24 protein-coding genes are annotated in these 24,106 nt (G+C 64.5%); 13 read left to right on the top strand and 11 right to left on the bottom strand.

From position 1 onward, the window contains the following. Positions 1-54: 54 nt before the first annotated feature. Positions 55-681 carry a phosphoribosylanthranilate isomerase gene (locus tag OQZ28_RS01445; RefSeq protein ID WP_458134936.1) on the top strand — a complete coding sequence of 209 codons (627 nt, stop codon included), beginning with the start codon at positions 55-57 and terminating at the stop codon, positions 679-681. Between the two features lie 255 nt (positions 682-936). Here the strand turns inward: OQZ28_RS01445 and OQZ28_RS01440 are convergent, their stop codons facing one another. The 3 genes from OQZ28_RS01440 to OQZ28_RS01430 form a co-directional block, all read right to left on the bottom strand. Continuing rightward, positions 937-1,335 (bottom strand): hypothetical protein, encoded by a 399-nt coding sequence (locus OQZ28_RS01440; RefSeq protein WP_458134935.1) that lies wholly within the window; start codon positions 1,333-1,335, stop codon positions 937-939. Positions 1,336-1,470: 135 nt separating this feature from the next. After that, on the bottom strand, positions 1,471-1,797 hold the full coding sequence (locus OQZ28_RS01435; RefSeq protein ID WP_130730768.1) for a hypothetical protein: 327 nt from the start codon (positions 1,795-1,797) through the stop codon (positions 1,471-1,473). Between the two features lie 236 nt (positions 1,798-2,033). Beyond that, positions 2,034-2,534 (bottom strand): DciA family protein, encoded by a 501-nt coding sequence (locus tag OQZ28_RS01430; RefSeq protein WP_130730767.1) that lies wholly within the window; start codon positions 2,532-2,534, stop codon positions 2,034-2,036. Positions 2,535-2,544: 10 nt separating this feature from the next. Here OQZ28_RS01430 and mutY point away from each other — a divergent pair, with 10 nt between their 5' ends. The 3 genes from mutY to hemH all read left to right on the top strand — a co-directional run bounded on the left by mutY (position 2,545) and on the right by hemH (position 4,929). Continuing rightward, the gene (mutY, locus tag OQZ28_RS01425) at positions 2,545-3,618 is read left to right on the top strand and encodes an A/G-specific adenine glycosylase (RefSeq protein WP_458134934.1); all 1,074 of its coding nucleotides are present in this window, start codon (positions 2,545-2,547) and stop codon (positions 3,616-3,618) included. 57 nt (positions 3,619-3,675) lie between these two features. Beyond that, the gene (locus OQZ28_RS01420) at positions 3,676-3,801 is read left to right on the top strand and encodes a hypothetical protein (protein ID WP_458135027.1); all 126 of its coding nucleotides are present in this window, start codon (positions 3,676-3,678) and stop codon (positions 3,799-3,801) included. A gap of 72 nt (positions 3,802-3,873) precedes the next feature. Then, positions 3,874-4,929, top strand: a complete 1,056-nt coding sequence (hemH, locus tag OQZ28_RS01415; RefSeq protein ID WP_458134933.1) for a ferrochelatase — start codon at positions 3,874-3,876, stop codon at positions 4,927-4,929. Between the two features lie 118 nt (positions 4,930-5,047). Here hemH and OQZ28_RS01410 read toward each other — a convergent pair whose 3' ends face one another. Together OQZ28_RS01410 and OQZ28_RS01405 are read right to left on the bottom strand one after the other, a co-directional pair. Further along, complete coding sequence (locus OQZ28_RS01410) at positions 5,048-5,635, bottom strand: hypothetical protein (protein WP_458134932.1); 588 nt, start codon at positions 5,633-5,635, stop codon at positions 5,048-5,050. 538 nt (positions 5,636-6,173) lie between these two features. Further along, positions 6,174-7,244 carry a COX15/CtaA family protein gene (locus OQZ28_RS01405; protein ID WP_165399186.1) on the bottom strand — a complete coding sequence of 357 codons (1,071 nt, stop codon included), beginning with the start codon at positions 7,242-7,244 and terminating at the stop codon, positions 6,174-6,176. A 117-nt stretch (positions 7,245-7,361) separates the two neighbouring features. Between OQZ28_RS01405 and OQZ28_RS01400 the strand changes: the two genes are divergently transcribed. From OQZ28_RS01400 to OQZ28_RS01385, 4 genes are all read left to right on the top strand, one after another. Next, positions 7,362-8,054: a TVP38/TMEM64 family protein gene (locus OQZ28_RS01400; RefSeq protein ID WP_458134931.1), complete on the top strand. Its 693-nt coding sequence runs from the start codon at positions 7,362-7,364 to the stop codon at positions 8,052-8,054. 86 nt (positions 8,055-8,140) lie between these two features. After that, positions 8,141-9,439, top strand: a complete 1,299-nt coding sequence (locus tag OQZ28_RS01395) for a multidrug effflux MFS transporter (RefSeq protein ID WP_130732175.1) — start codon at positions 8,141-8,143, stop codon at positions 9,437-9,439. 185 nt (positions 9,440-9,624) lie between these two features. Further along, positions 9,625-10,155, top strand: a complete 531-nt coding sequence (locus OQZ28_RS01390) for an adenine phosphoribosyltransferase (RefSeq protein WP_129551551.1) — start codon at positions 9,625-9,627, stop codon at positions 10,153-10,155. Between the two features lie 136 nt (positions 10,156-10,291). Next, a complete protein-coding gene (locus tag OQZ28_RS01385) occupies positions 10,292-12,526 on the top strand; it encodes an FUSC family protein (RefSeq protein ID WP_130732174.1) in 2,235 nt (744 codons plus the stop codon). Positions 12,527-12,685: 159 nt separating this feature from the next. Here the strand turns inward: OQZ28_RS01385 and accC are convergent, their stop codons facing one another. From accC to aroQ, 3 genes are read right to left on the bottom strand one after another with little or no spacing between them, the layout of a single operon-like run. Beyond that, a complete protein-coding gene (accC, locus tag OQZ28_RS01380; RefSeq protein WP_130732173.1) occupies positions 12,686-14,035 on the bottom strand; it encodes an acetyl-CoA carboxylase biotin carboxylase subunit in 1,350 nt (449 codons plus the stop codon). Next, positions 14,035-14,499 (bottom strand): acetyl-CoA carboxylase biotin carboxyl carrier protein, encoded by a 465-nt coding sequence (accB, locus tag OQZ28_RS01375; RefSeq protein WP_130732171.1) that lies wholly within the window; start codon positions 14,497-14,499, stop codon positions 14,035-14,037. Before accB ends, accC begins: the two co-directional genes overlap by 1 nt. After that, positions 14,496-14,951 (bottom strand): type II 3-dehydroquinate dehydratase, encoded by a 456-nt coding sequence (aroQ, locus tag OQZ28_RS01370; RefSeq protein WP_061274471.1) that lies wholly within the window; start codon positions 14,949-14,951, stop codon positions 14,496-14,498. Before aroQ ends, accB begins: the two co-directional genes overlap by 4 nt. Positions 14,952-15,173: 222 nt before the next feature. Between aroQ and OQZ28_RS01365 the strand changes: the two genes are divergently transcribed. Next, positions 15,174-15,626, top strand: a complete 453-nt coding sequence (locus OQZ28_RS01365) for a septal ring lytic transglycosylase RlpA family protein (RefSeq protein WP_458134930.1) — start codon at positions 15,174-15,176, stop codon at positions 15,624-15,626. A gap of 71 nt (positions 15,627-15,697) precedes the next feature. Here the strand turns inward: OQZ28_RS01365 and OQZ28_RS01360 are convergent, their stop codons facing one another. Beyond that, a complete protein-coding gene (locus tag OQZ28_RS01360; protein WP_130732167.1) occupies positions 15,698-16,639 on the bottom strand; it encodes a YihY/virulence factor BrkB family protein in 942 nt (313 codons plus the stop codon). Positions 16,640-17,017: 378 nt separating this feature from the next. Between OQZ28_RS01360 and OQZ28_RS01355 the strand changes: the two genes are divergently transcribed. Then, positions 17,018-18,148 carry a type III PLP-dependent enzyme gene (locus OQZ28_RS01355; RefSeq protein WP_078525700.1) on the top strand — a complete coding sequence of 377 codons (1,131 nt, stop codon included), beginning with the start codon at positions 17,018-17,020 and terminating at the stop codon, positions 18,146-18,148. 123 nt (positions 18,149-18,271) lie between these two features. Then, positions 18,272-18,676, top strand: a complete 405-nt coding sequence (locus OQZ28_RS01350) for a copper resistance CopC family protein (protein WP_458134929.1) — start codon at positions 18,272-18,274, stop codon at positions 18,674-18,676. A gap of 5 nt (positions 18,677-18,681) precedes the next feature. Here OQZ28_RS01350 and ccmB read toward each other — a convergent pair whose 3' ends face one another. Next, complete coding sequence (ccmB, locus tag OQZ28_RS01345) at positions 18,682-19,362, bottom strand: heme exporter protein CcmB (RefSeq protein WP_110569641.1); 681 nt, start codon at positions 19,360-19,362, stop codon at positions 18,682-18,684. Next, positions 19,359-20,003, bottom strand: a complete 645-nt coding sequence (gene ccmA, locus OQZ28_RS01340) for a heme ABC exporter ATP-binding protein CcmA (RefSeq protein ID WP_174520941.1) — start codon at positions 20,001-20,003, stop codon at positions 19,359-19,361. The genes ccmB and ccmA overlap by 4 nt, the downstream gene beginning before the upstream one ends. 281 nt (positions 20,004-20,284) lie before the next feature. On the opposite strand from ccmA, the gene acnA reads away from it, so the two are divergent. Together acnA and OQZ28_RS01330 are read left to right on the top strand one after the other, a co-directional pair. Then, positions 20,285-22,978, top strand: coding sequence for an aconitate hydratase AcnA (acnA, locus tag OQZ28_RS01335; protein ID WP_130732163.1), 2,694 nt, complete (start codon positions 20,285-20,287; stop codon positions 22,976-22,978). Between the two features lie 224 nt (positions 22,979-23,202). Continuing rightward, positions 23,203-24,099: a LysR family transcriptional regulator gene (locus OQZ28_RS01330; protein ID WP_110569639.1), complete on the top strand. Its 897-nt coding sequence runs from the start codon at positions 23,203-23,205 to the stop codon at positions 24,097-24,099. The last annotated feature ends 7 nt before the right edge of the window (positions 24,100-24,106 follow it).

Genomic DNA, 24,106 nt, shown 5'->3' with positions numbered 1-24,106 from the left:
AAAAAGGCGGCGCCCGAAAACTTTTTGAACCTTAAAATTGGCGGCAGGACCACAATGACAGTCAGGGTCAAGATATGCGGCATCCGTGACGAGGCGGGTCTGGAGGCTGCCAGTGCCGCCGGGGCCGACTGGGTGGGGTTCGTGTTCTTCAGCCGCTCGCCGCGCCATGTCACGGCCCCGCAGGCCGCTCCGCTGGTGCGCCGCCTGCCGCCTGGTGGCCCACGCGCCATCGGCCTGTTCGTGCGCCCGAGCGATGATGAGATCCGTCACGTGCTGGATGCGGTCGCACTTGATGGGGTGCAGATCTATGACACCGCAGCCCGTGCTACAGCCATCCGCGCGCGGTTTGGCGTGCCTGTGTGGCTGGCTGCCGGTATTGCCGCCCGCGCCGACCTGCCGCAGAGCTGCGCGGTGGATGGGCTGGTGATTGAATCCCGCCCGCCCGCCGGTGCACAGCGCCCCGGCGGCAATGCCCAGGCCTTTGACTGGAGCCTGACCGAGGGCTGGCAGGCGCCAGTGCCGTGGATGCTGGCTGGTGGCCTGCGGCCCGATAACGTGCGCGAGGCCGTGATGCGTAGCGGGGCGCGGGCAGTGGATGTCTCATCCGGGGTGGAAACCGCCCCCGGCATCAAGTCGCCCGCGTTGATCCATGAATTCGTGCGGGCGGCCCGCACTCTTTGATCGTGTTTTGGTGCGGCCTTTTTAGAGACTTTGAAAAGTTAGCTCAGCAAACATCCAGGAATCATGAGGGAGTTTTTGGTGAAGCTTTTGTCAAAAAGCTTCAAAGAACACCGCCTTTTTGAAAAAAGGCGGCACCCAAAAACTTTTATCATTTTTTATCAATGAGTTGTTTTCAACAGTCTCTTAAATGGCGGTGTCTTTACGAAGCTTTTTGAAAAAATCTTCACCAGAAACTTTTATCTGTTCTTGAAGTATTTAGCCGTATTTGACCGGGTCCAGATGGGTTTCATCTGGCAGAAGCCTGCTGGCGTCAATGCGGTACAGCGTGCGCTCGGGCGCAAGCCAGCCGGGAATGGTGGCGATGTGCTCGTAGGCCTCGAGTACCAGCAGCACGTTATCGAGGTCATAGGTCGTCGTGCCGTCCAGATCTGTAGCCATGGGGCAGTAAAGCAACAGGCCATCCGTCATGTAGTCGGATGTTTCGATTTCCAGCCACAGGTCAGGCTGGGTCGCGGCAGGGTTGGCGCGAACGCGGCCCATGCGGTCCCAGATACCCCACAGGCCGTCAATTTCCTTCAGGTCCATCATGATATTGTACTGGTGGCGCGTGAGGACGCGCGTGCCCAGCGCATCAGCGCGGAGGGGAGAGAGCATGCGATCCTTTCCTGCCCTGCCTTGGCCCAACCCTAGCGCCATTCCACTGAACTCTGGCGCGGTGGAATTGCCCTAACTCATTGTTTATCGAGCACCTTCACCAGTTCAAATGTGTCCATTCAAACTGGATCTGCTCTAGCGGTAATAACCATAATAGGCCGGAGGCGGCGGGGGTGGTGGCGGCGGATAGGCATAGACCGGGTAGGGCGGCGGCGGATAGCCGTAAACCGGATAGCCATACCCGTAGCCATAAGGCCGGTAGCGATAGGGCGACATGGCTACCCCAAGGGCCGTGCCAGCGGCCATGCCCACGCCAAAGCCGCCCCAGCCCCAGCCACGGTGCCAGCCGCCCCCCCAACCGGGGCCACCTCGCCAGCCACCACCCCATGCATGGGCGGCAGGGGCGGGCAGGACGCCAGCCAGTCCCATGGATACAGCCAGCAACAGAGCCAACTTACGCATCTGACGGGTTCCTTTTGTGTACCATTGCAAAGCCGATATTGGCACGGATCGGCCAGATATCCAGCCCCGCTACCTCACCGTTCCGTGATGTCGCGTGTCAGGAAACCCCCGGAACAGGGCGACGCATCCGGGCTGCTTCCAGCAGAATAAAATTGCCCGGGTGCCGCCTTTTTTCAAAAAAGGTGGCGTTTTACGAAGCGCTTTGAAAAAAGGCGGCACCCAAAACTTTCATCTTTTCAGCGATCCTGTCGGGCGCGGAGCCATCCGCCGAGTGAAGCCAGCGCCTCTTTCAGCGGGCCGTCGGGCATGTCGTCAATTTCCACCGGGGGTGGGGGGGTGCGCGGCGGGGCAGGGGGTGCGGCCTGCCGGGGCGCGGGCAGCAGGTCCTGCACCATTTTCAGCCGCTTGACCACGCCGGTGCCGCAGGTGGTGTTGATGCGGGCAATGACGGTGGGGGCGAGGTGTTGCAGTTCCATCGCCACCGGCCCCTGGCAGCCTACCGTCAGCGTGCCGGCCGAGAGCCTGCGCGGCACGGTTAGTGCTGCCAGATGGGGGCCGACAATATCCGCCCAGTCCGTCATGACCTGCACGGCGGCAGCCGACTGCTTGCGAAAGACAGGCTGGCTGATCTGGGGCAGAAGGGCGGCCATGCTGCGCGCGCGAAAGGCCCGGCGCGGCGGCTCGGGGGCAGCGGCGGCTTCGTTCTTTTTCTTGCTGCGTGGCGGCGGGTTCGTCATAAACGGGTCCGTGTTACCTTGTGCTACCGATCTGTTACGCTGGTATGACCGGCACCGTCGCATTCTGCCATGGCGCGCGCTGCCCGGCCAGAGCGTTGATCCCTATCGGGTCTGGCTGAGCGAGATCATGCTGCAGCAGACCACGGTTACGGCGGTCATGCCCTATTTCGAGCACTTCCTTGCCGCCTTCCCCGATGTGACGGCACTGGCCCGCGCGCCGCAGGACCGGGTCATGGCGCTATGGGCGGGGCTTGGCTACTATGCCCGCGCGCGCAACCTGCATGCCTGCGCCAAGGCCGTGGCGGCACTGGGCGGCACCTTTCCCGATACGGTGGAAGGGCTGCTGGAACTGCCGGGAATCGGGGCCTATACGGCAGCGGCCATCGCCGCCATCGCCTTTGGCCGCCCCGTGGTGCCGGTGGATGGCAACGTGGAACGCGTGACCAGCCGCCTGTTTGCCCTGACCGACCCGCTGCCCGGCGCCCGCAAGGCCATTGCCGCCCGCGCCGTGACCCTGAACGCGGATGCGCAGGCAAAAGCCCGCCCCTCCGACTTCGCGCAGGCCCTGTTTGACCTTGGGGCAGGCATCTGCACGCCGCGCAACCCCGCCTGCGTGCTGTGCCCGTGGCGCGACGCCTGCGCGGGCCACGCGCAGGGCATTGCCGCCACCCTGCCGCGCCGCGCGCCCAAGGCCGTGCGGCCCGTGCGGCACGGCGTGCATTTCTGCCTGGTGGATGAAGCCGGTGGCCTGCTGCTGGTCCGCCGCCCCGAAAAGGGGCTGCTGGGCGGCATGATGGGCCTGCCGGGGCCGCACTGGCGCGATGACCCGTGGCCTCAGGCGGAAGCGCTGGCGCAGGCTCCTGCCGCCCCCTGGCTGCAACCCCGCTGGCGCATGGTGGGGCAGGTGAAGCATGTATTCACCCATTTTACGCTGCTGGTGGATGTGTACGCAGCCACGATCGCGGCCTTTCCCAACAGCATGGCGGCAGGGGGGTGCGTGCATTACCCCGGTGACGATGCCTTGGCGCTGCCCTCGCTCATGGGCAAATGCGTAAAGGTTGCACGCAAGGCCGGTATTTTTTGATTGACGCCGGTATGATCCGCGCTGTTGAGTAATGGGTGTCCGATCAGGAAAGGGACCGTGATGTTCGCTTTTGTCCAGATGCTTTCCCCCGTTGTGGCCCTGCTGGGCCTTGTTGCCGCCGCCCGTTACTGTTCAGCCCCCGCGCGCGCCATGCAGCCGGTCCGGGTGCGCGCCCGCCGCTAGGGCGCCCCTTGTGCAGGGTGAGGGTCCGCTGTTCCTTTGCATCCACCTCCGGCTTCCTGTAGCAGCCGGAACATGACATTCATTACCGTAAAGCGCGCGGCGGGGCATGAAGATGCGCCGCCGCGCACCGGGGTACTGCTGAGCAATCTTGGCACCCCCGATGGCACCGGCTATGGCGCGGTGCGCCGCTATCTGGCTGAATTCCTGTCAGATCGGCGCATTATCGAAGCCAGCCCCCTGGTCTGGAAGCCGATCCTGTATGGCCCGGTGCTGACCTTCCGCCCGCGCAAGTCGGGCGAGGCCTATCACCGCATCTGGCACCATGACCGTAATGAAAGCCCGCTGCGCACCTATACGCGCGACCAGGCGGAAATGCTGGCAAAAAGGCTGGCGGCTGACGATGTGCCGGTGGCCTGGGGCATGCGCTATGGCCAGCCCTCCATCAAGCAGGCGCTGCATGAGCTGGTGGCCCAGGGGTGCGACCGCATCCTGCTTGCCCCGCTCTACCCGCAATACAGCGCCACCACCACGGCCACGGCCAATGACCAGGCGTTTCGCGCCCTGATGCGGCTGCGCAACCAGCCTGCCATCCGCACACTGCCGGCCTTCCCCGACCATCCGGCCTATATCGCGGCCCTCGGGCGCTCGATCACGGCCCGGCTCGAAACGCTGGATTTCAAGCCGCAGATGATTGTCGCCTCCTTCCATGGCCTGCCCAGGGTGTATGTGGAAAAGGGCGACAGCTATGCCGATGAATGCGCGCGCACCATCACCGCGCTGCGTCATGCCATGGGGTATGACGAGCGCATGATGCCGCTCACCTTCCAGTCCCGCTTTGGGCCGGCAAAATGGCTGGAGCCCTATACCGCGCCGTTTATCGAGTCGCTGCCCGCGCAGGGCATCGAGCGCATTGCGGTGATTACGCCGGGCTTCATTTCCGACTGTATCGAAACGCTTGATGAAATCGGCAACGAGGCGGCGGAAGACTTCATCAAGGCTGGCGGCAAGGAACTGGCCCTGATTCCGTGCCTGAACAACTCGCCCGATGCCATAGACCTGCTCGAGACCCTGGTGCGCGAGGAACTGGCAGGCTGGCTGCCCCGTAAAGCGGAAGCCTCTGCTGGCTGAGGTCTCTCCCGCCCGCTAACGGAGAAGAGTTTTTGGTGAAGCTTTTTGCAAAAAGCTTCAGGAAGTGCCGCCTCCGGCAAAAAGGCGGCACCCGAAAGCATTGATGATGCGCCCCCTGTCAGGGCCGGTCGCAGCTTTCGGTCAGGTCGTTATAGACCTGCCCTTTGGGGCATGAAGCCGGAGGGCGCTGCGGTGCAGGCTGGCCATTGCCCTGCGGGCCGCCGGGCTGCGGCTGCGCGGGGGCCAGCAGGGTGGACAGGTCCTTGTCATAGACGGAATCGTCTTCAGGCGCGTTGTTGCCCGTGGCGTTATAGACTTCGGGTGCGGCCCGATAGCTGGCACTTGCCGCGGCAGCCCCCATTGCAGCCCCCGCGCCATAATAGCCGGGCCAGCCCCAGCCACCCCAGCCGCCGCCCCAGCCCCAGCCGCCCATGGGGTAACCCCAGCCGACATAGCCGGGGTAGTAGCCAGCCCCCCAGCCACCCCAGCCCCATCCACCATGCCAGCCGCCGCCACCGTGCCAGCCCCCGCCGCCATGCCAGCCGCCACCACCGCCGCCACCATGCCAGCTCCCACCGCCACCGCGCGGGCCGCCGCCACCAAAGCCGCCGCCGCCATGGGGGGCAGCATGGGCGGGCAGGCTCAGTGAGCCGCATGCGATCAGTGCCAGCGTCACGCCTGTCAGTGCCTGTTTCAGCTTGTGCATGTTCCATTCCTGCATGTCTTGATGGGGTTTATCGCAGAAAATCACCGAGCGGGAAAAGACGCGGCGCGGCCGCTCTCCTGACGCCGCATTGCATAACGCAGGGATTGCCGCGCCGGATGCCCTTGTGGGGCAGGGAGACGGGTGCGCGCCTCTTTATTCATGAATGGCATTTCTGCCCGGTTTGGGCCGATGCGCAAGCGTGGGGTGCAGCGCCGTAACACTCCGTAGCATAAACCCGCCTCAGCGCCGGATCAGGTGTGCATGGCCAGCAAGCCGTTATCGAAACAGACAGAAGCTAAGAGACTGTTTGAAAACAATTCATTGATAAAAAAATGACAAAAGTTTTTGGGTGCCGCCTTTTTTCAAAAAGGCGGTGTTCTTCGAAGTTTTTTGAAAAAAGCTTCACCAAGAACTTCCTTATGAGTTCTGGATGTTTGCTGGGCTAACTTTTCAAACAGTCTCTAAATTAAAAGTTTCCGGTGCCGCCTTATTTTTCAAACGGCGGCGTTCTTTTGATCCATCGCGTATTCCAATACGCTCAGGGTCGGCCAACCCCACGCAGCCGGTGCAGCGTGATGATGGCCGCCGTCAGCACGATGGCGGCACAGGTCTGGTGCACCGTGCCCGCCCATACCGGCACGACCAGCAGCAGCGTGGTCACACCCAGCGCATATTGCACCAGCACCAGCCAGCCCAGCATGGTCAGGGCCGCATGCACGTCCTTGCCCAGTTGCGGCGTGCGCAGCCCCAGCACGATTGTTACGCCAATCAGCACCACCGTGGTGGTGGCCAGCAGCCGGTGGTCGAACTGGATGGCGGGAATGTTCTGGAACCAGTTCAGCCAGAAGGGATGCAGCTTCGCATAACCCTGCGGGATCAGGTGCCCATCCATGAGGGGGAAGGTATTGTAGGCGAAGCCCGCATGCGTGCCTGCCGTAAAGCCGCCCGCGATCACGGTTATGCCCACCAGCAGGCAGATGGCCCAGACCAGCGCGTGCACGCGCCGCACTTCCGGGATTGCGGGAATGAAGGCGGGGCGTGGCGTGCGCACGGACAGCGCCGTCCACAAGATGGCGATGTAAAGCGCGAAGGCGCAGCACAGGTGCAGTACCAGGCGCACGGGGGCGACCGCCGTGCTGTCCGGGTTGAAGCCCGATGCCACCATGAACCACCCGATGGCGCCCTGTAGCCCGCCCAGCACGAAAAACAGCACCAGCCGCAGCGCCAGCCCCCGGCTCAGCGCCCCGGTGATGGAAAACCACACCAGCGGCACCAGCAGCACGAAGCCCATCAGCCGCCCCCAGAAGCGGTGCGTCCACTCCGCCCAGAAGATCTGCTGGAAGCCCGCAAGCCCGAAGCCATCATGCAGGATCTTGTATTGCGGGATGGTCTTGTACAGTTCGAACTGCCGCTCCCACTCCGCATGGCTTAGCGGCGGGATCATGCCGGTAATGGGCCGCCAGTCCATGATCGACAGGCCCGAGCCGGTCAGGCGCGTGTAGCCGCCAAGGGCGATCATGCCCACGAGCATGAAGCAGATGGCGAACAGCCATGTGGAGATACGCTGCCTGTTGCGCAGATCCTGCGCGGAAGGGGGCGTGCGGCCCATCAGGGAGCCAGTGGAAGGATATGCGGACATAACCGGATTTAGACTGGCCTTGCAGTCAGCCGCAAGGCGATGCTAGGCGCGGAGGAACATATATTCTTCCATGACCGGGACGCACGCATGACCGCACCGCACGCCGCACCGCCCGCGCCCGGAGTACAGGGCAGCCTGCGCGTGATGGCCCGGCCCCTGCTTCTGCTGGCAGCCTTTGTCGTGCTGACGGTGGTGCTGGGCCGCCTGCCGGGCGTGCGCGGCATGCTGGCGGCGGGGCATGGCCTGCAGGCAGGCGCGGGCGGCGTGGCCGTGTTCGTGCTGCTGGGCAGCGTATTCTGTGGGCTGGGCCTGCCCCGGCAGGCGGTGTGCTTTGCCGCGGGCGCCGCCTACGGAATCGGGGCCGGATGCGCGTTGGCCACGCTGGCCACGGTGGCCGGGTGCCTGTGGGGCTATGGCTGGGGCCGGTGGGCGGGGCGCGTGCGCATGCCCGCCCGCCTTGGTGCAACCCTGGCGCGGGTGGAAGGTTGCGTACGCGCGGCCCCCTTCGCCTCGGTGCTGGCGCTGCGGCTCATGCCGGTGGGCTCGGCGCTGCTGCTCAACCTGGCCGCGGGCATGCTGGGGGTCAGGGTCGTACCGTTCGTGCTGGCTACCCTGCTGGGCAGCCTGCCGCAGACCGTGGTGTTCGTGCTGGTGGGCACGGGCATGCGGCTTGGCGGGGGTGCGCGCATCGGGGTCGCCATCGGGCTGTTTGGCCTTTCCGCGCTGGTGGGGCTGTGGCTCATGCGCCGCATGCGCGGCTTGCCGCCATGGCGGGAATGAATTGCAGTGATGCTGTAATTAGAGGGTGAAAAAATGGACCACGCTGGTCTACTAGTCCCCACAGTCCTTTAATATTGGAGCGCCTCATGGGCTCATCCGTAACGGCGGGCCGTCCGGCAGAAACCCCCGTGCCTGAAACGACCGGCCGCCCCATGGGCTGGATCGCAATCCTGCTGGGGTTCCTGACTGCGGTCGGCCCGGTCTCGACCGATATCTACCTGCCCGCCTTCCCCGAGCTTGAAGCCACGCTGCATGGCCGTGCGGGCTCGGCGCAGATGACGCTGGCGGTATGGTTCGTGGGACTGGCCATCGGCCAGATCACCATGGGCCCGCTATCGGACCGATTCGGCCGCCGCAGGCCCATGCTGCTGGGCACGCTGGTCTATACGCTGGCCTCGGTCGGGTGCGCCATGGCGCGTGACATTCCCACCTTTTCGTTCTTCCGTTTCGTGGCCTCGCTCGGGGCTTCGGCCAGCCTGATCATTCCGAGTGCCTGCGTGCGCGACATGTCGCATGGCAATGAATCCGCGCGGCTGATGTCGCGGCTGGTGCTGGTGATGGGGGTCGTGCCCATCCTGGCGCCCACGCTGGGCGGGCTGGTGCTGTCGATCGCGTCGTGGCGGTCGATCTTCTGGGCGGCGGCGGTCTATGGCGTGATCTGCATCGGGCTGATCTGGCGCGTCCTGCCCGAGACCCTGCAGCCCGCCAACCGCAGCGAGTTCTCGCCGGTAACCCTGTTCAGCCGCTATGTCATGCTGGCGCGTGACAGGGGGTTCATCACCCATGCCATGATTGCGGGTTTCGCGTGCTTCATGTCCTTTACCTACCTGTCGGCAGCGCCTTCGGTGTTCATCCACCAGTTCGGGCTTACGCCGGCGCATTTCGGCATGATGTTTGGCGTCTTCGCGGTGTGCATGATCGGGGCCTCGCAGCTTAACGGCGTGCTGGTGGGGCGCATTGATGCCGCCCGCATCCTCGGCGTCTCGGTCGGTGTTGCGGTGGCAGGCACCATTTCCATGACGGTGATGGCCGTTGTCATTGCGTTTGCCATGCAGCATGGCGGCCACCCGCCACTGTGGATGATGGGGCTGCTGATCCTGGCCATGATGGTCTCGCTGGGCACGACCGGCATCATCGGCCCCAATGCCACGGTGGGCGCGCTGGCCGACCACCCGCGTTTTGCGGGCAGTGCCTCGGCTTTTGTCGGCACGCTGCAATATGTGCTCGGCGCCGTGGCCGGTGCGTTCGTGGGCATGCTGCCCGCCAACTCGCCGCTGCCCATGGCGGGCGTGATGCTGATGGGGGCCGCGATCATGATGGTGATGGTGCTGCTGCGCCCCGCCCGCGTGCCCACGTCCCTCCCAGCCGGGGCGGCTGAGGAATAAAATCTTCTTCCTCCCGCCCTGGCGCGTGATGGATGCCAAAGCATGCGCAAGGGGTGCGGATGGGGTTGTCGGGCTGGCGCGTGGCGGCTACAGCGGGGGGCCGTCCAGTGGGCGACAGTTTTTCGTGAACGGGGCGCGTATGTCCCGGATTTGTATGACCATGCAACGGGGACCGTGCACCGATCATGACGACCGCCCAGATCGACCTGAAACAGTATATTCGCCATATCCCGGATTTTCCCAAGCCCGGTATCCTGTTCTACGATATCTCGACGCTGATGCGGAACGCCGATGCCTGGCAGATCGCCATGGGCCGCCTTGCCGCCGCCGTCGCACCGTGGGCGCCTGATGTGCTGGCCGCCATCGAATCGCGCGGGTTCCTGACGGCAGCACCCCTTGCCAGCCGCCTGGGCTGTGGGCTGGTCATGCTGCGCAAGCCGGGCAAGCTGCCGGGCGAGACGGTATCCTACAGCTATGATCTGGAATACGGCTCCGATTCGCTGCACATCCAGGCCGATGCGATCCTGCCCGGCCAGCGCGTAGTGGTGATGGATGACCTGCTGGCGACCGGCGGCACGCTGGTGGCCTCGGTGGCCCTGCTGCACAAGGTGGGCGCCAATGTGGTGGGGGCTGCCACCCTGATCGAACTGACCGGCCTTGGTGGCCGCGACCGGCTGGATGTGCCGGTCAAGACGCTCGTCTCTTACGACGAATAACCTGCCGTCCGGGCGCTGGTGGCATGCGGCATACGCTTTCTTCCATGCGGCCATTCGGCTGTGAGCCTGTTCGTACAACCGGTATGGTGTACGATATGCAGGCATCGTATCTGGACAGGGGGAGCCACGCGCCGGGATGAAAGGTCTTGAGCTTTCCCTGACCCGTTTTCAGGATCAGATACGGGCATTTTTCCGGCGGCTGTGGCCGCCGGGCATGACCCTGCGCCAAGACCATCTGCGGTGGCTGTACGCGCCGGGCATCTTCACCTTCGGCTATGCGCTGCGCACCACCATCACCTCGCTCATCGCGCTGGGTATTGCGCTGTGGTGGGAGCTTGGCAGCCCGCAATGGGCGGCGCTCACGGTGTGGATGGTGGCGCAGGGCACGCGTGGCAAGAGTGTTGCCAAGGCGCGGTGGCATCTGTTCGGCATGGTGGTGGGCACGATCTGCGCCGTGCTGCTGGTGGCGGCGTTTCCACAGGCGCCGCTCATGTTCATCCTGCTGCTGGCCATCGGCATCGGCACGTTCTGCTTTATCGGCACGTTGCTGCCTGGCCCCGCCACCATGACCAACTACCGCATTCACGGCATGCGGGCGAGCGGGTTCACCTATGCCATCATCTCGCTTGATGGCATTGCCGACCCGCAGAACATCTTCATGACCGCCATGTCGCGCGCGACCTATATCGTGCTGGGCATCGTGCTCGAGAGTACGGTCTCCTCGCTGTTCCAGTTCAAGCTGGCCAAGCGCGCGGAAGACCGGCTGGCCGACAATTTCATGACCGCCATCAACGGCGCGGCCCAGACATTGGCCTCCCTGCTGTCGGGCAATACGCAGGTGCTCAAGCAGGCGCGGGGCGTGTTCTCCAACATCACAACGCTGAGCGACCAGATCGAGTTTGCCGAGGTCGAGATGGGTGCTCATCGCGGCCATGAAGGAGACCATGCCCGCGCGGCCCTTGCGCGTGTGGCCATGCTGCTCTCGCGCGGGCTCGACCTTGCCGCCCTCATGCAGGGGCCGGTGGGCCAGCCCGATGCTGCCTTCAACGCGACATCGAGCAAGGTGCAGGCCTTCCTCAAGGACATGGCGGGCGAGCTTGAGGCCAGTGACGACATCCACCCCGTGCTGGCCCGGCTGGCGGAACTGCAGGCGGCGTGCCGGCAGAGCGTGGCCGATTCCCTCGACCAGGAAATGGGCAGCCCCGGCAGCCTGCCGGTCGACCCGCAACTGGTGCAGATGCTCTCGCAGCAGCGCATGCTCAATTACGCGCTGGGCCAGATCCTTGATGAACTGGAACAGGCGCTGATCCAGTTCGACGCCAGCCGCAACCCGCTGGCGCATGACCATTTTCACTACCGGCTCAAGACCTTCCGCGACTGGCAGCAGGCCTTTACCAACAGCCTGCGCGCGTCTGTCACGATCTTCGGGGCGGGGGTGATCTGGATCACGACCGCATGGTCGGCGGGGCTGACCTTCATCATGTTCGTCTCCATCGTGTGCAGCCTGTTCTCCACGCTGGAAAAACCTGCCCTTGCCACCCGCGCTTTCCTAGGCGGCGCCATTATCGCCTCGATCGTGGGGGGCATACTGGTGCTGTGGCGGCTGGCCGAGCCCACCACGTATGAAATCATGGCGGTGTGCCTGTTCCTGCCCATGCTGGCGGGCGGGCTGGCCTTTGCCTATCCGGCGCTGATCCTTGGCGCCGTGTCGTACAACCTGTTCCTGCCCATCCTGCTCGGGCCGGGCAACCAGAGCCGGCTGGACGAGGTGGCGTTCTTCAACACCGCCATGCCGCTGGTGGTCGGGCTGTGGTATGCGATGTGGGCGTTCAGGCTGGTGCTGCCGTTCGATACGAACGACATGCGCTGGCAGATGCGCACCGGCATCCTGCGCGGGCTGCGCTACGTGGCGCGCGCGCGCACGCTGCCCACCACGCTGTATGTGGTCGAGCACAACGTGGACCGCTTCGTGCGCCTGCTGACCAATGCGGAAAATACGCCCGACACCATTATCGACGCCTACCTGCAGGGCATCCTGTCAGCCATGACCATCGGGCTGAACGTCATCCGCCTGCGCGCCATCCTTGAGCGGCACCTCCTGCCGCCCGAGGCGCAGCGCGTGGTGGGCGAGATGATGGGCCGCATGGCGCAGTTCAGTGGCCGTTATGGCGGGCATTACGGGCGCACGGCGCGCTCGGCCAAATTCGCCATTGTGCATCTGCAGCAGCTTGCGGGGCAGACCGATAATCTGGGCGTGCGGCTGGAAATAGACAGCGCGCTGGGGTGCCTGTACGTGATTTCGTTCGAACTGGACCACAACCAGAAATTCTTTGATGCTTCCAGCCCTTACCTTGATCCGGTCATGGCGTGACGCGCGGTATGATTTCGATGCCGTCATGCATGAGGGACGTTATCTGACGTTTCTTGGGAAAAGCTTCACCAAAAACTTCCTTCTTACGTTTTCAGCCATAAAAAAAAGCGGCCCCTGCTGTATGGCAGGAGCCGCTTTCTGTTTTGATGTAATGCGTGATCAGCCCTGCTGCTGGCGGGCCACGAAGTTTTCCAGCCAGTGAATGGTGTAGTCACCCTTGCGGAACTGGGGGTCTTCGAGGATCTTGCGGTGCAGTGGGATGACCGTCTTGACCCCTTCGATCACGAATTCATCGAGCGCGCGGCGCATGCGCTCGATCGCCTCAAGCCGGGTCGGCGCGCGCACGATCAGCTTGGCGATCATGCTGTCGTAATAAGGCGGCACGCGGTAGCCCGCATACAGCGCGCTATCGATTCGCACGCCCAGGCCACCCGGCGGATGGTAGACCGTGATCGTGCCCGGCGTGGGCATGAAGGTCTGCGGGTCCTCGGCGTTGATGCGGCATTCGATTGCATGGCCGGAGAAATGGATGTCCGACTGGCTGTAACCAAGCGGCTCGCCCGCCGCGATGCGGATCTGCTCGCGCACGAGGTCCACGTCGCACACCATTTCCGTCACCGGATGCTCCACCTGCAGGCGGGTGTTCATCTCGATGAAGCAGAACTGCCCGTCCTGGTACAGGAACTCCAGCGTGCCCGCGTTGCGGTAGCCGAGCTTGGTCAGGGCGGAGGTGGCAATCGCGCCGATCTCGTCACGCTGCGTGGCTGTCAGGGCGGGGGAGCCCGCCTCTTCCAGCAGCTTCTGGTGGCGGCGCTGCAGCGAGCAGTCACGCTCGCCATAATGCACCACGTTGCCATGCGTGTCGGCCATGATCTGGAGTTCGATATGGCGCGGCTTGTCGAGGTATTTTTCGAGGTAGACCTCGTCATTGCCAAAGGCGGCGCGGGCCTCGGTGCGGGCCACGCTCCATGCCTCCTCAAGGTCGGCCTCGGTGGGGGCGACCTTCATGCCGCGCCCGCCGCCACCGGCGGCAGCCTTGATCAGCACGGGGTAGCCGACTTTCGCCGCAACCTCGCGCGCCTGCTCCAGGCTCTCCAGCGCGCCATCCGAGCCGGGCACCAGCGGCACGCCCAGCGCCATCATGGTGGTCTTGGCGGTGATCTTGTCGCCCATCATGCGGATATGTTCCGCCGTCGGCCCGATGAAGGTCAGGCCGTGGGCCTCGACCGTCTCGGCAAAATCGGCGTTTTCCGACAGGAATCCATAGCCGGGATGGATGGCGTCCGCCCCGGTGATGGTGGCCGCCGAGAGGATGGCCGCGACATTGAGGTACGAATCGCGGCTGGCGGGCGGCCCGATGCACACGGCTTCATCCGCAAGGCGGACATACATGGCATCCGTATCGGCCGTGGAGTGCACGGCAACGGTCCGGATGCCCAGTTCGCGGCAGGCCCGCAGGATGCGCAGGGCGATCTCGCCACGATTGGCAATGAGGATCTTGGAAAACATTACTCTATGATGACCAGCGCTTCGCCAAACTCGACCGGGTCGCCGGACTGCACCAGGATCCGGCTGACCGTGCCTGCGCGCGGGGCCTTGATCTGGTTGAAGGTCTTCATGGCCTCGATCAGCAGCAGCGTCTGGCCGGCAGCCACCTGCTGGCCTTCGGTCACGAAAGCGGGCGAGGACGGATCGGGCGCCAGGTAGGCCACGCCCACCATCGGGCTGGTGACCGCGCCGGGGTGCTTGGACAGGTCGGCCGGGTTGGCGGCGGGCGGGGCCACCGGCGTGGGCGCAACCGGTGCCGCGGCCACGGGGGCCGGGGCGGGCACGGCATGCGCCACGGGGGCGGCGGCGCGCACCACGCGAATGCGGTTGTCCTTTTCCGCGATCTCGATTTCGGTCAGGCCGGTATCGGTGAGAATTTCAGCCAATGCCCGTATGGCATCCGCATCCACGAGCAGTCGGCTCATTGATCGTCCTCGTCCAGAATCATGTCTGTCATGGCCTGAAGCGCCAGGGCATACCCCCGTACGCCCAGCCCGCATATGACGCCAATGGCGGCCTGGGAGACGTAGGAGTGATGACGGAAGGCTTCACGGCGGTGAATGTTGGAGATGTGCACCTCGATCACCGGCAGATCAACGGCCAGCAGCGCGTCGAGTATGGCAACCGAGGTGTGGGAATAGGCCGCCGGGTTGATGATGATGCCGCGTGCGCGGCCCCGGCATTCCTGTATCCATGAAACGAGTTCCCCCTCGCCATTGGTCTGGCGGAAGTCGATGGCGACATCGAGCCGTTCGGCGGCCTGGACACAGACCTGCTCCACGTCATCAAGCGTGGCATGGCCATAGACCTCGGGCTGTCGCAGTCCGAGCATGTTCAGGTTTGGGCCGTTCAGCACGGCAATGAGAGGGCGCTCCATGATGCACGCGCCTAGCACGCCCGCCGCCCGGTTCCAAGTCCGATCATGCGTCAGGCCCTCCTTGCAGCGCCCCTGCGCCCGGCCTGCAGGCTGAATTATGCCTTGCGGGTCCAATTATGCTATGGTGGCGTCATGACAGGAATAACCGATCATAGGCCAGCAGGCGGGGCGCGGGGCGGTAATGCGGCGCGTCTCGGGGCCTCTGTGGCGGTGGCATGCCTGATGCTGGCAATATCGGGCCAGCCCGGCGCGGCGCAGGCGGCGGCACGGCATGCGGCCACCACCACGCGGCACGGCGCGCGCACCAGCGTAAGGCGCCCGCCCGCCATGGCGCATGTGCCTGCCAACTGGAACCAGCACGGCCTGGCAAGCTGGTATGGCACGGGCAGGCAGAACGGACATACCACCGCCTCGGGCGAGCAGTTCGACCCCGATGCGCTGACCGCCGCCCACACCCAGCTGCCGCTGGGCACGCGGGTCAGGGTGCATGCCGTCAGCACCGGGCGCTCGGTCGTGGTCAGGGTCAATGACAGGGGGCCGTATCGTGGGCACCGCATCATCGACCTGTCACCCGAGGCCGCGCGGCAGCTGGGCATCATGGGCCGTGGCGTCTCGACCGTTGAAATAGAACCCGCGCGCGAGGCGGATGAGGAAGTGGCCAGCGCCACGCGCTAGGAACGCTTCCTTAATAAGGAAGCATCACGCATGAATAAGGAAGCATCACGCATGCGGGGGCCTGCGCATGTTCAGAGGCGCTGGTGCTTGGTCCAGCCTTCCATTGTCTTGTTGGGCGAGCAGCGCAGCTTCATCTCGATCTCGAGTCCCGCATTCAGTTCCGCGCCGAGCAGCACCACATAGGCCGAGACATAAAACCACATCATGATGGCGATGAACGCGCCCAGCGGCCCATAGGTGGCGCTGTAGCCCGCGATATGGCTGACATAATACGAGAACCCCGCCGAGGAGAGCAGCCACAGCAGCGTGGCCCCGATCGAGCCGGGCAGGATGCACCGCCAGTAGGTATGGGGCCGGTTGGGGCCAAAGCGGTACAGCGCCGAGCACAGCGACAGCACGAACAGAAGCATGAGCATGGGCCCGCCCATGCGCACCAGCAGCTCGACCGAGCCGGGCGGGGGGGCGAGTTCAAGCTTCTGTGGCAGGTAGTCGAGCAGGAACGGCAGGCCCACCATCAGCGCCAGCGTGAGGATGCCGCCGCAGATCGAGCAGAAGGTCAGCGCCATGCCCATGGCCTGAAAGCGCAGGAAGCTGCGGGTTTCGGGCGTGTTGTAGGCCACGTTCATCGCCAGGATGAGCGAGCGCGTGGCGGCCGAGGCCGACCATGTGGCGATGGTGGTGGAGATGATCAGGTTCAGTGTAAGCGATGAATGCGATTCGGCTACCAGCAGGTGGATGCGCGCGCCGATCATGTCATAGGCCGAAGGCGGCAGCACGTTGCGCAGCACCACGAGCTGGGGCTCCACCGTCTGCGGGTCGAACAGGAGGCCATAGAGCGAGATGAGCGTGCTCATGGCCGGAAACAGCGAGAGCGTGGCGTAGAACGCACAGCCTGCCGCAGCCAGCGTGATCTGGTCAGATACGATGTTGCGGGCGACCTGCCGCAGCACTTTCCTCACCTGCTGCATGGAAAAATGCGGCAGGTGGGGCGCAGGCGGGGGTATGTCCGTCATATCGATTTCAGTAGATGAGGAACCAATCAAGGCGGGCTTCTTGTCCTGTTGTGCGGTGGCACGCCGGGCGCGGAGTGGCGCGGCCTGTGTGCATTGTGCCACGATCGTGTGATCCTAAAGGAAAAATTGCAGACCGTGAGGATTTTTCTATTGCGTCGGGCGCGTATTGTGCGCATATGCGCTCCCTACGCAACAACGCACGTGCCACTGGCCCTCTGAGGTTACGCAACGACGTCAAGCGTTCTGGCAATCGGGCCACCACATGGTGGGGGTCCTTATTGGTCGCTGGTCCGTTAGACCGTTTCGCAACATCTGTCCGTTTGTGCAATTCCAGAATTGTGTTCATCCGGGCGGCAGTACAGAAGGGATTTGGGTGCGATGACTCCCAAAATCGCTCGTTATCTGGCTGAGCAGGCTCCTGCCACGCCATGCCTTATCGTTGATGTCGACCGGGTGGAAGAACGCTACCGCGCCCTGCGCGAGGCGCTGCCGCTGGCCCGGATCTACTACGCCGTAAAGGCCAATCCCGCCCGTGAGATCCTGACCCGCCTGGTGGGTCTTGGCTCGTCGTTCGATGCCGCCTCGTGGGAAGAGATTTCCATGTGCCTCGAAGCAGGCGCGCGGCCGGCCGATGTCTCGTTTGGCAACACGGTCAAGAAGGCCTCGAACATCGCCCGCGCATTTGCCGCAGGCGTGGACATGTTCGCCTTTGACTGCGCGGAAGAACTCGAGAAGCTGGCCCGCCACGCACCGGGTTCGCGCGTCTATTGCCGCCTGATCGTGGAGAACGAGGGCGCTGACTGGCCGCTGTCGCGCAAGTTCGGCACCACGCTGGACAATGCCCGCGACCTGATGCTGCGCGCGCGTGACCTCGGGCTTGACCCCTATGGCCTGTCCTTCCACGTGGGCAGCCAGCAGACCGAGACCGGCGCGTACGAGGCGGCGATCGCCCGCGTGGGCATGCTGTTCACCGACCTCAAGGCCGCGGGGCTTGACCTGCGCATGGTCAACCTTGGTGGCGGGTTCCCCATCCGCTACCGTGACGACGTGCCGGGCATCGATCGCTTTGCCGTGGCCATCAGCCACGCCATGACCGAGCATTTCGGCAATGACCTGCCGGAAATGATCATCGAGCCGGGCCGCTTCATGGTGGGTGATGCGGGTGTCGTGTCATCGGAAGTGGTGCTGGTCAGCCGCCGTGGCATGGATGACGGCGTGCGCTGGGTCTATCTCGACATCGGGCGGTTCGGCGGCCTGGCCGAGACCGAGGGCGAGGCCATCCGCTACGGCATCCGCACCCCGCATGATGGCACGGCAACCGGCCCGGTCGCCATTGCAGGCCCGACCTGCGACGGGGCGGACATCATGTATGAAAAGACTCCCTACGCCCTGCCGCTGGGGCTGGAATCGGGCGACCGGATCGAACTGCTGTCCACCGGGGCATATGTCTCGACCTACTGCTCGACCGGGTTCAATGGCCTCAAGCCGATCCAGGAACACTATATCTGATCGCGTCCTGCACGGTCTGGACACGTCTGAATAACAGGGCGGCGGGACGAAAGTCTTGCCGCCCTGCGTGTATCGGGGGGATACACAGGGCAGTTCCATCCATGCCGGAGGTGTTCCTTGCCCGTGTCCCGTGTTTCAACGCTGCGTTTGCTGGGCCTGTCCTTCCTCGGGTGTGTCGTGGCGGTGCGGGTGTCTGCTGCCCCCGTGCTGGTTCACGCCACGCCAGCGGCAGGGCAGCATGTGCCTGCGGGCAATGTGGCGATCAAACTGAACTATAACAGCGTGATCGACCCGTTCCGCGCGCGCCTGCTCCTGCTGGGCCCGAGCGGTGTGCCGCAACTGCTTGCGGCCTCTCCCAGTGATGATGAACAGCAGGGCCTGGCCACCACCGTGGCGCTCACGCCGGGGCATTACGTGCTGCACTGGCGCATGCGCGCGCCCGGCGGCACGCCTGCGGAAGGCAATGTGCCCTTTGATGTCGACCCCGCAGGCCCCGCAATTGCAGCAGCGCCCGCGGGCGGGAAGTAGCCGCCTTATTCCACCGCCGCCCGCAGCCCGGCGCCTGCTGCCAGCGGGCAGAGTGGCAGGGCCGCGGCAAGGAACGCGCCCAGCAGTTCAAGGTCCGGCCCCCATGACAGGCCGGTCTGCGCCGCATCAAGCGCTGCCGCGCCAAAGATCAGCGCGGGTGTGGTCAGCGGCAGCACCAGCAGCGGCAGCAGCACGCCGCCGCGCCGCGCGCCCAGCACGACCGATGCCGCCATGCCGCCAATGAGCGAGAGGATGAGCGTGCCCAGCAGCAGCCCGGTCAGCAGTACCACCATGGAGGTGGTGGGCATGCCGAGCATGATGGCCAGCGGCCCTGCTGCCAGCAGCAGCGGCAGGCCGGTGGTCAGCCAGTGGGCCATCATCTTGGCCAGCGCGATGAGCGAGGGCGGCAGGCCGGTCATGAGCAGCTGGTCCAGCGAGCCATCTTCCAGCTCCGAGCCGAACAGCCGGTCAAGCGGCAGGAGGGCCGCAAGCAGCGCGCACACCCACACGATGCCCGGCGCCATGCGCCGCAGCAGCTCGGGCGAGGGGCCAAGGGCGAGCGGGAACAGCGCGCCCGCAAGGATGAAGAACAGCACCGCCCCCAGCGTGTCGGCCCCGTGGCGTAGTGCGAGCCGCAGGTCGCGTTCAAGGATGGCGGTGATGAGGGCGGGAATCCGGAGTGTCACAGCAGGTCGTCCTCGGGGAAATCCTCCAGCGGCTGGGGGATGTCGGATTCGTTCAGCCCCGGCAGCGCATGCGTGCGGGCATCGGGCAGGGGCAGGGGAACATGGGTGGTTGCAATCACAATTCCGCCAGCCTGCCGGTGGGCGGCGAACAGGGTGCCAAGCAGCCCCATGGTATTGATATCCAGCCCCAGGCTCGGCTCATCGAGCAGCCAGAGCGGGGCCTGCGCCAGCAGCACGCGCGCCAGCGCCGCGCGGCGTTTCTGCCCCGCCGAGAGCATGCGCGCGGGCAGGTCGGCCAGGCCGGAAATGTTGAGTGATTCCATGCACAGGTCAGGATTTCCGCCGCTTGCGCGCGCGGCCAGCGTCAGGTTCTCGCGCAATGTCAGCCCCAGCTTGAGCGCATCCTGGTGGCCCAGATAGGCCACCCGCCCCGCATGCTGGCTGCGATCGGCCAGCGCATCCACGCCAGACCACAGCACATGGCCGCCTTCCGGTTTGTGCAATCCCGCCAGCACGCGCAGCAAGGTGGACTTGCCAGCCCCGTTCGGGCCGGTCAGGAGCAGGGCGTCACCAGCTTCAAGCGTAAAGCCGACACGGTCCAGAACCAGCCGTTCACCGCGGAAAACCGAGATATTTTCCACTTCCAGCAGCGGGCGGCCGGGGGGAGTAAAGGCAGGAATGACGGAAATCCTCCGGGCAATGGGCAAAGGATGGGAGTGGGGCAAAAAAATGCCTGCTCCCGGTTTCTTGTTACCGGCTCCAGCTTGTGTCGCAACCGCGTCCGGGTATGTTCTACCACCGTTGGGAGATCAAGCAGGTTGTCCCCGACAAGGTCACAAACCCCGCGCCACAAAAAGGGCAGCGGAGGATACACGATCACACGGGACGATCCGTTGCTGATGCCTCGGAGGAAACAAAGCCAATGAAGACGGTTGGGCACGACTCACTGAAAACGGGCCGCACACTGAACGTGGACGGCAAGACCTACCATTATTTCTCAATCCCGGAAGCGGAAAAGACCATCGGTTCCGTCAGCCGCCTGCCAGTCAGCCTGAAAGTGCTGCTGGAGAACGTGCTGCGGTTCGAGGACGGGCATTCCTATTCCGTGGAAGATGCCAAGGCCATCGCCGAATGGCTGAAGGAAGGGCGCAGCACGAAGGAAGTGCCCTTCAAGCCCGCACGCATCCTCATGCAGGATTTCACCGGCGTTCCCGCCGTGGTTGACCTTGCCGCGATGCGCGATGGCATTCTCAAGCTCAAGGGCGACCCGCAGAAGGTGAACCCGCTGGTTCCCGTCAACCTCGTGATCGACCACTCGGTCATGGTGGACGTGGCCGGCACGCCCGACGCGCTGCAGGACAACGTGACCATCGAGTTCGAGCGCAACGGCGAGCGCTACGCCTTCCTGCGCTGGGGCCAGGAAGCGTTCGAGAACTTCTCGGTCGTGCCGCCGGGCACGGGCATCTGCCATCAGGTGAACCTCGAATACATCGCCCAGGCGGTGTGGACGGCCAATGTCGGCGGCAAGGACTATGCCTACCCCGACACCCTGTTCGGCACCGACAGCCACACCACCATGGTCAATGGCATGGGCGTGCTGGGCTGGGGCGTTGGCGGCATCGAGGCGGAAGCGGCCATGCTGGGTCAGCCCATCGCCATGCTGATCCCCGATGTGATCGGCTTCAAGATGACCGGCAAGCTGCCCGAGGGCGCCACCGCCACCGACCTGGTGCTGACGGTGACCCAGATGCTGCGCAAGAAGGGCGTGGTGGGCAAGTTCGTCGAGTTCTTCGGCCCCGCCCTTGACCACCTGCCGGTGGCCGACCGCGCGACCATCGCCAACATGGCGCCGGAATACGGCGCGACCTGCGGTTTCTTCCCCGTTGATGACCTGACGCTGGACTACCTGCGCCAGACCGGCCGTGAAGAGCACCGCATCAAGCTGACGGCGGAATACCTCAAGGCGCAGGGCATGTTCCGCCACGCCGAATCCGCCCACCCTGTGTTTACCGACACGCTGGAACTCAACCTCGAGACCATCGTGCCCTCGATTGCAGGCCCCAAGCGCCCGCAGGACCGCGTGGTGCTCAAGGGTGCCGACAAGGCCTTCGAGACCGAGCTGACCGGAAGCCTGGGCGTGCCCGCGGCCGACAAGGACAAGAAGGCCAAGGTGGCTGGCACCAATTACGAGATCGGCCACGGCGACGTGGTGATCGCGGCCATCACCTCGTGCACCAACACCTCCAACCCCGCCGTGCTGATCGCGGCAGGACTGGTGGCGAAGAAAGCCCGCGCGCTGGGCCTGAAGCCCAAGCCGTGGGTCAAGACCTCGCTCGCGCCGGGCTCGCAGGTGGTGACGGATTACCTCAACCGCGCAGGCCTGCAGGACGAGCTGGACGCGATGGGCTTCAACACCGTGGGCTATGGCTGCACGACCTGTATCGGCAACTCCGGCCCGCTGGAAGATCACATCGTCGATGCGATCGAAGGCAACAAGCTGGTGGCGGTTTCGGTGCTGTCGGGCAACCGTAACTTCGAGGGGCGTATCTCGCCCAACGTGCGCGCCAACTACCTGGCCAGCCCGCCGCTGGTGGTCGCCTACTCGCTGCTGGGCACGATGCGCGAGGACATCACCACCGCGCCGCTGGGCACCTCCAAGGACGGCAAGCCGGTGTACCTCAAGGACATCTGGCCCACCAACCACGAGATCGCGGCCCTCATGGGCACCGCCATCACGCGCGAGGAGTTCATCAACCGCTACAAGCACGTAAGCCAGGGCACGAAGGAATGGCAGGCGCTGAAGGTTGCCACCGGTTCCGAGACCTACAAGTGGGATGCCTCCTCCACCTACGTGCAGGATCCGCCGTATTTCCAGGACATCACGCCCGAGCCCAAGTCGCGTGGCGACATCATCGGCGCGCGCCTGCTCGCGCTGCTGGGTGACAACATCACCACCGATCACATCTCGCCTGCCGGCGCGATCAAGGAAAGCTCGCCCGCGGGCAAGTACCTTGAAGAGCATGGCGTGGCGAAGAAGGACTTCAATTCCTACGGCTCGCGTCGTGGCAATGACCGGGTGATGGTGCGTGGCACGTTCGCCAACATCCGCATCAAGAACGAGATGCTGCCCGGCACCGAAGGGGGTGTTTCCAAGCACTTCCCCGATGGCAAGGAAGGCTCCATCTATGATGTGGCGATGGAATACAAGAAGGAGGGCGTGCCCCTGGTCGTGATTGGCGGCAAGGAATACGGCATGGGCTCCTCGCGCGACTGGGCGGCCAAGGGCACCCTGCTGCTGGGCGTGCGTGCGGTCGTGGCCGAGAGCTTCGAGCGTATCCACCGCTCCAACCTGGTGGGCATGGGCGTGCTGCCGCTGCTGTTCGAGGAAGGCACGACGCGCAAGACGCTGGGCCTGAAGGGCGACGAGACCTTCGAGATCCGTGGCCTGGACAAGATCACGCCCCGCATGACCATGACCATGACCATCACCCGTGCCGATGGCTCCAAGCAGGACGTGCCCCTGCTGTGCCGTGTCGATACGCTGGATGAGGTGGAGTATTTCCGCAATGGCGGCATTCTCCAGACCGTGCTGCGTGGCATGACAAAGGCGGCCTGATAACAGGCGGCACCATCCTGGCCTGCGCCGGGATGGAGCGATGAAGACGGCGGCCCGTAGTATGCGGGCCGCCGTTTTTTTATGGCCGCTCATCTATGCGTGGGTAGTATAAGTTACCTCTGCGTCACACACATATCGGCGGTGTTTTTTCTCTATATTGTGTATAAATACGATGCCGTTTAAAGCCGTAATTGTGTAATAACATACCGGATGTAATAGGCCCCATGGATCTGCTTTCCGCCCTGCACAGCTTTGTCCGTGTGGCTGCGACGGGATCGTTCTCCGCCGTATCAAGGGAGACTGGTGCAAGCCAGCCGACCATTTCCCGCCATATTGCCCTGCTTGAGGCTCATTACGGCGCAACCCTGTTTGCCCGCACCACCCGCAGCCTGATGATGACGGAAGACGGGCGCAGCCTCCTGCCGCATGCCTATGAAGTGCTGGAAATTCTTGAAACGGCGGAAACCGCGCTGGGCCGCAGGCGGGCCTCGGTGTCGGGGCTGGTGCGGCTGGGTGTGACCACGGCGTTCGGGCTGTACCTGACCAGCCGGCTGAGCAGCCTGCTGGAGGAACATCCCGACCTGTCGGTCGAACTGGTCATGCGCGACGGGTTTGGCGACCTGGTGGAAGAGGGACTCGACCTTGCCATCCGCATTGGCTCCATTGCCGAGGGGTCACTGATTGCCCGCCGCCTGGGTTCGGTGCATCGCTGCGTGATCGCCTCAAGCGATTACCTTGCCCGCCGTGGCACGCCCGCCCATCCACGCGACCTGCTCAATCACCCCTGCATTGCCTACAGCTATGGCGGCACGCGGCATGACTGGCAGTTCACACGCAAGGGCGAGAGCGAGACCACGGTGGCGGCAAACGGGCCCTTCCGCGCCAATAGCAGCGAGGCCGTGCTGCAGGCCGTGCGGGCGGGGCTTGGCATTGGCATGCTGCCGACATTTCAGGTGGAAGAGGACATCGCGGCAGGCCGCCTGGTGCACCTGCTGCCGGAATGGACCATTCCCGAACTGCCCTTCTATGCCGTGCACACCGGCCCGCGCACGCTGCCGCTGCGCACGCGCACGGTGCTTGATTTCCTGATCGAGATATCGGACGTGCTGCGTCAGGGCTAAAAGTAGA

It is taken from the genome of Komagataeibacter sp. NFXK3 (assembly GCF_054182245.1).
Note: the sequence above shows the minus strand (reverse complement) of the source record. Positions and strands in the feature narration are given on the sequence as shown.

Excerpts from the sequence above, each read along its gene's own strand:
- OQZ28_RS01445 (WP_458134936.1), top strand. The coding sequence starts at position 55 with ATGACAGTCAGGGTCAAGATATGCGGCATCCGTGACGAGGCGGGTCTG.
- OQZ28_RS01440 (WP_458134935.1), bottom strand. The coding sequence starts at position 1,335 with ATGCTCTCTCCCCTCCGCGCTGATGCGCTGGGCACGCGCGTCCTCACG.
- OQZ28_RS01435 (WP_130730768.1), bottom strand. The coding sequence starts at position 1,797 with ATGCGTAAGTTGGCTCTGTTGCTGGCTGTATCCATGGGACTGGCTGGC.
- OQZ28_RS01430 (WP_130730767.1), bottom strand. The coding sequence starts at position 2,534 with ATGACGAACCCGCCGCCACGCAGCAAGAAAAAGAACGAAGCCGCCGCT.
- hemH (WP_458134933.1), top strand. The coding sequence starts at position 3,874 with ATGACATTCATTACCGTAAAGCGCGCGGCGGGGCATGAAGATGCGCCG.
- OQZ28_RS01410 (WP_458134932.1), bottom strand. The coding sequence starts at position 5,635 with ATGCACAAGCTGAAACAGGCACTGACAGGCGTGACGCTGGCACTGATC.
- OQZ28_RS01405 (WP_165399186.1), bottom strand. The coding sequence starts at position 7,244 with ATGGGCCGCACGCCCCCTTCCGCGCAGGATCTGCGCAACAGGCAGCGT.
- OQZ28_RS01400 (WP_458134931.1), top strand. The coding sequence starts at position 7,362 with ATGACCGCACCGCACGCCGCACCGCCCGCGCCCGGAGTACAGGGCAGC.
- OQZ28_RS01395 (WP_130732175.1), top strand. The coding sequence starts at position 8,141 with ATGGGCTCATCCGTAACGGCGGGCCGTCCGGCAGAAACCCCCGTGCCT.
- OQZ28_RS01390 (WP_129551551.1), top strand. The coding sequence starts at position 9,625 with ATGACGACCGCCCAGATCGACCTGAAACAGTATATTCGCCATATCCCG.
- OQZ28_RS01385 (WP_130732174.1), top strand. The coding sequence starts at position 10,292 with ATGAAAGGTCTTGAGCTTTCCCTGACCCGTTTTCAGGATCAGATACGG.
- accC (WP_130732173.1), bottom strand. The coding sequence starts at position 14,035 with ATGTTTTCCAAGATCCTCATTGCCAATCGTGGCGAGATCGCCCTGCGC.
- accB (WP_130732171.1), bottom strand. The coding sequence starts at position 14,499 with ATGAGCCGACTGCTCGTGGATGCGGATGCCATACGGGCATTGGCTGAA.
- aroQ (WP_061274471.1), bottom strand. The coding sequence starts at position 14,951 with ATGGAGCGCCCTCTCATTGCCGTGCTGAACGGCCCAAACCTGAACATG.
- OQZ28_RS01365 (WP_458134930.1), top strand. The coding sequence starts at position 15,174 with ATGCTGGCAATATCGGGCCAGCCCGGCGCGGCGCAGGCGGCGGCACGG.
- OQZ28_RS01360 (WP_130732167.1), bottom strand. The coding sequence starts at position 16,639 with ATGACGGACATACCCCCGCCTGCGCCCCACCTGCCGCATTTTTCCATG.
- OQZ28_RS01355 (WP_078525700.1), top strand. The coding sequence starts at position 17,018 with ATGACTCCCAAAATCGCTCGTTATCTGGCTGAGCAGGCTCCTGCCACG.
- acnA (WP_130732163.1), top strand. The coding sequence starts at position 20,285 with ATGAAGACGGTTGGGCACGACTCACTGAAAACGGGCCGCACACTGAAC.
- OQZ28_RS01330 (WP_110569639.1), top strand. The coding sequence starts at position 23,203 with ATGGATCTGCTTTCCGCCCTGCACAGCTTTGTCCGTGTGGCTGCGACG.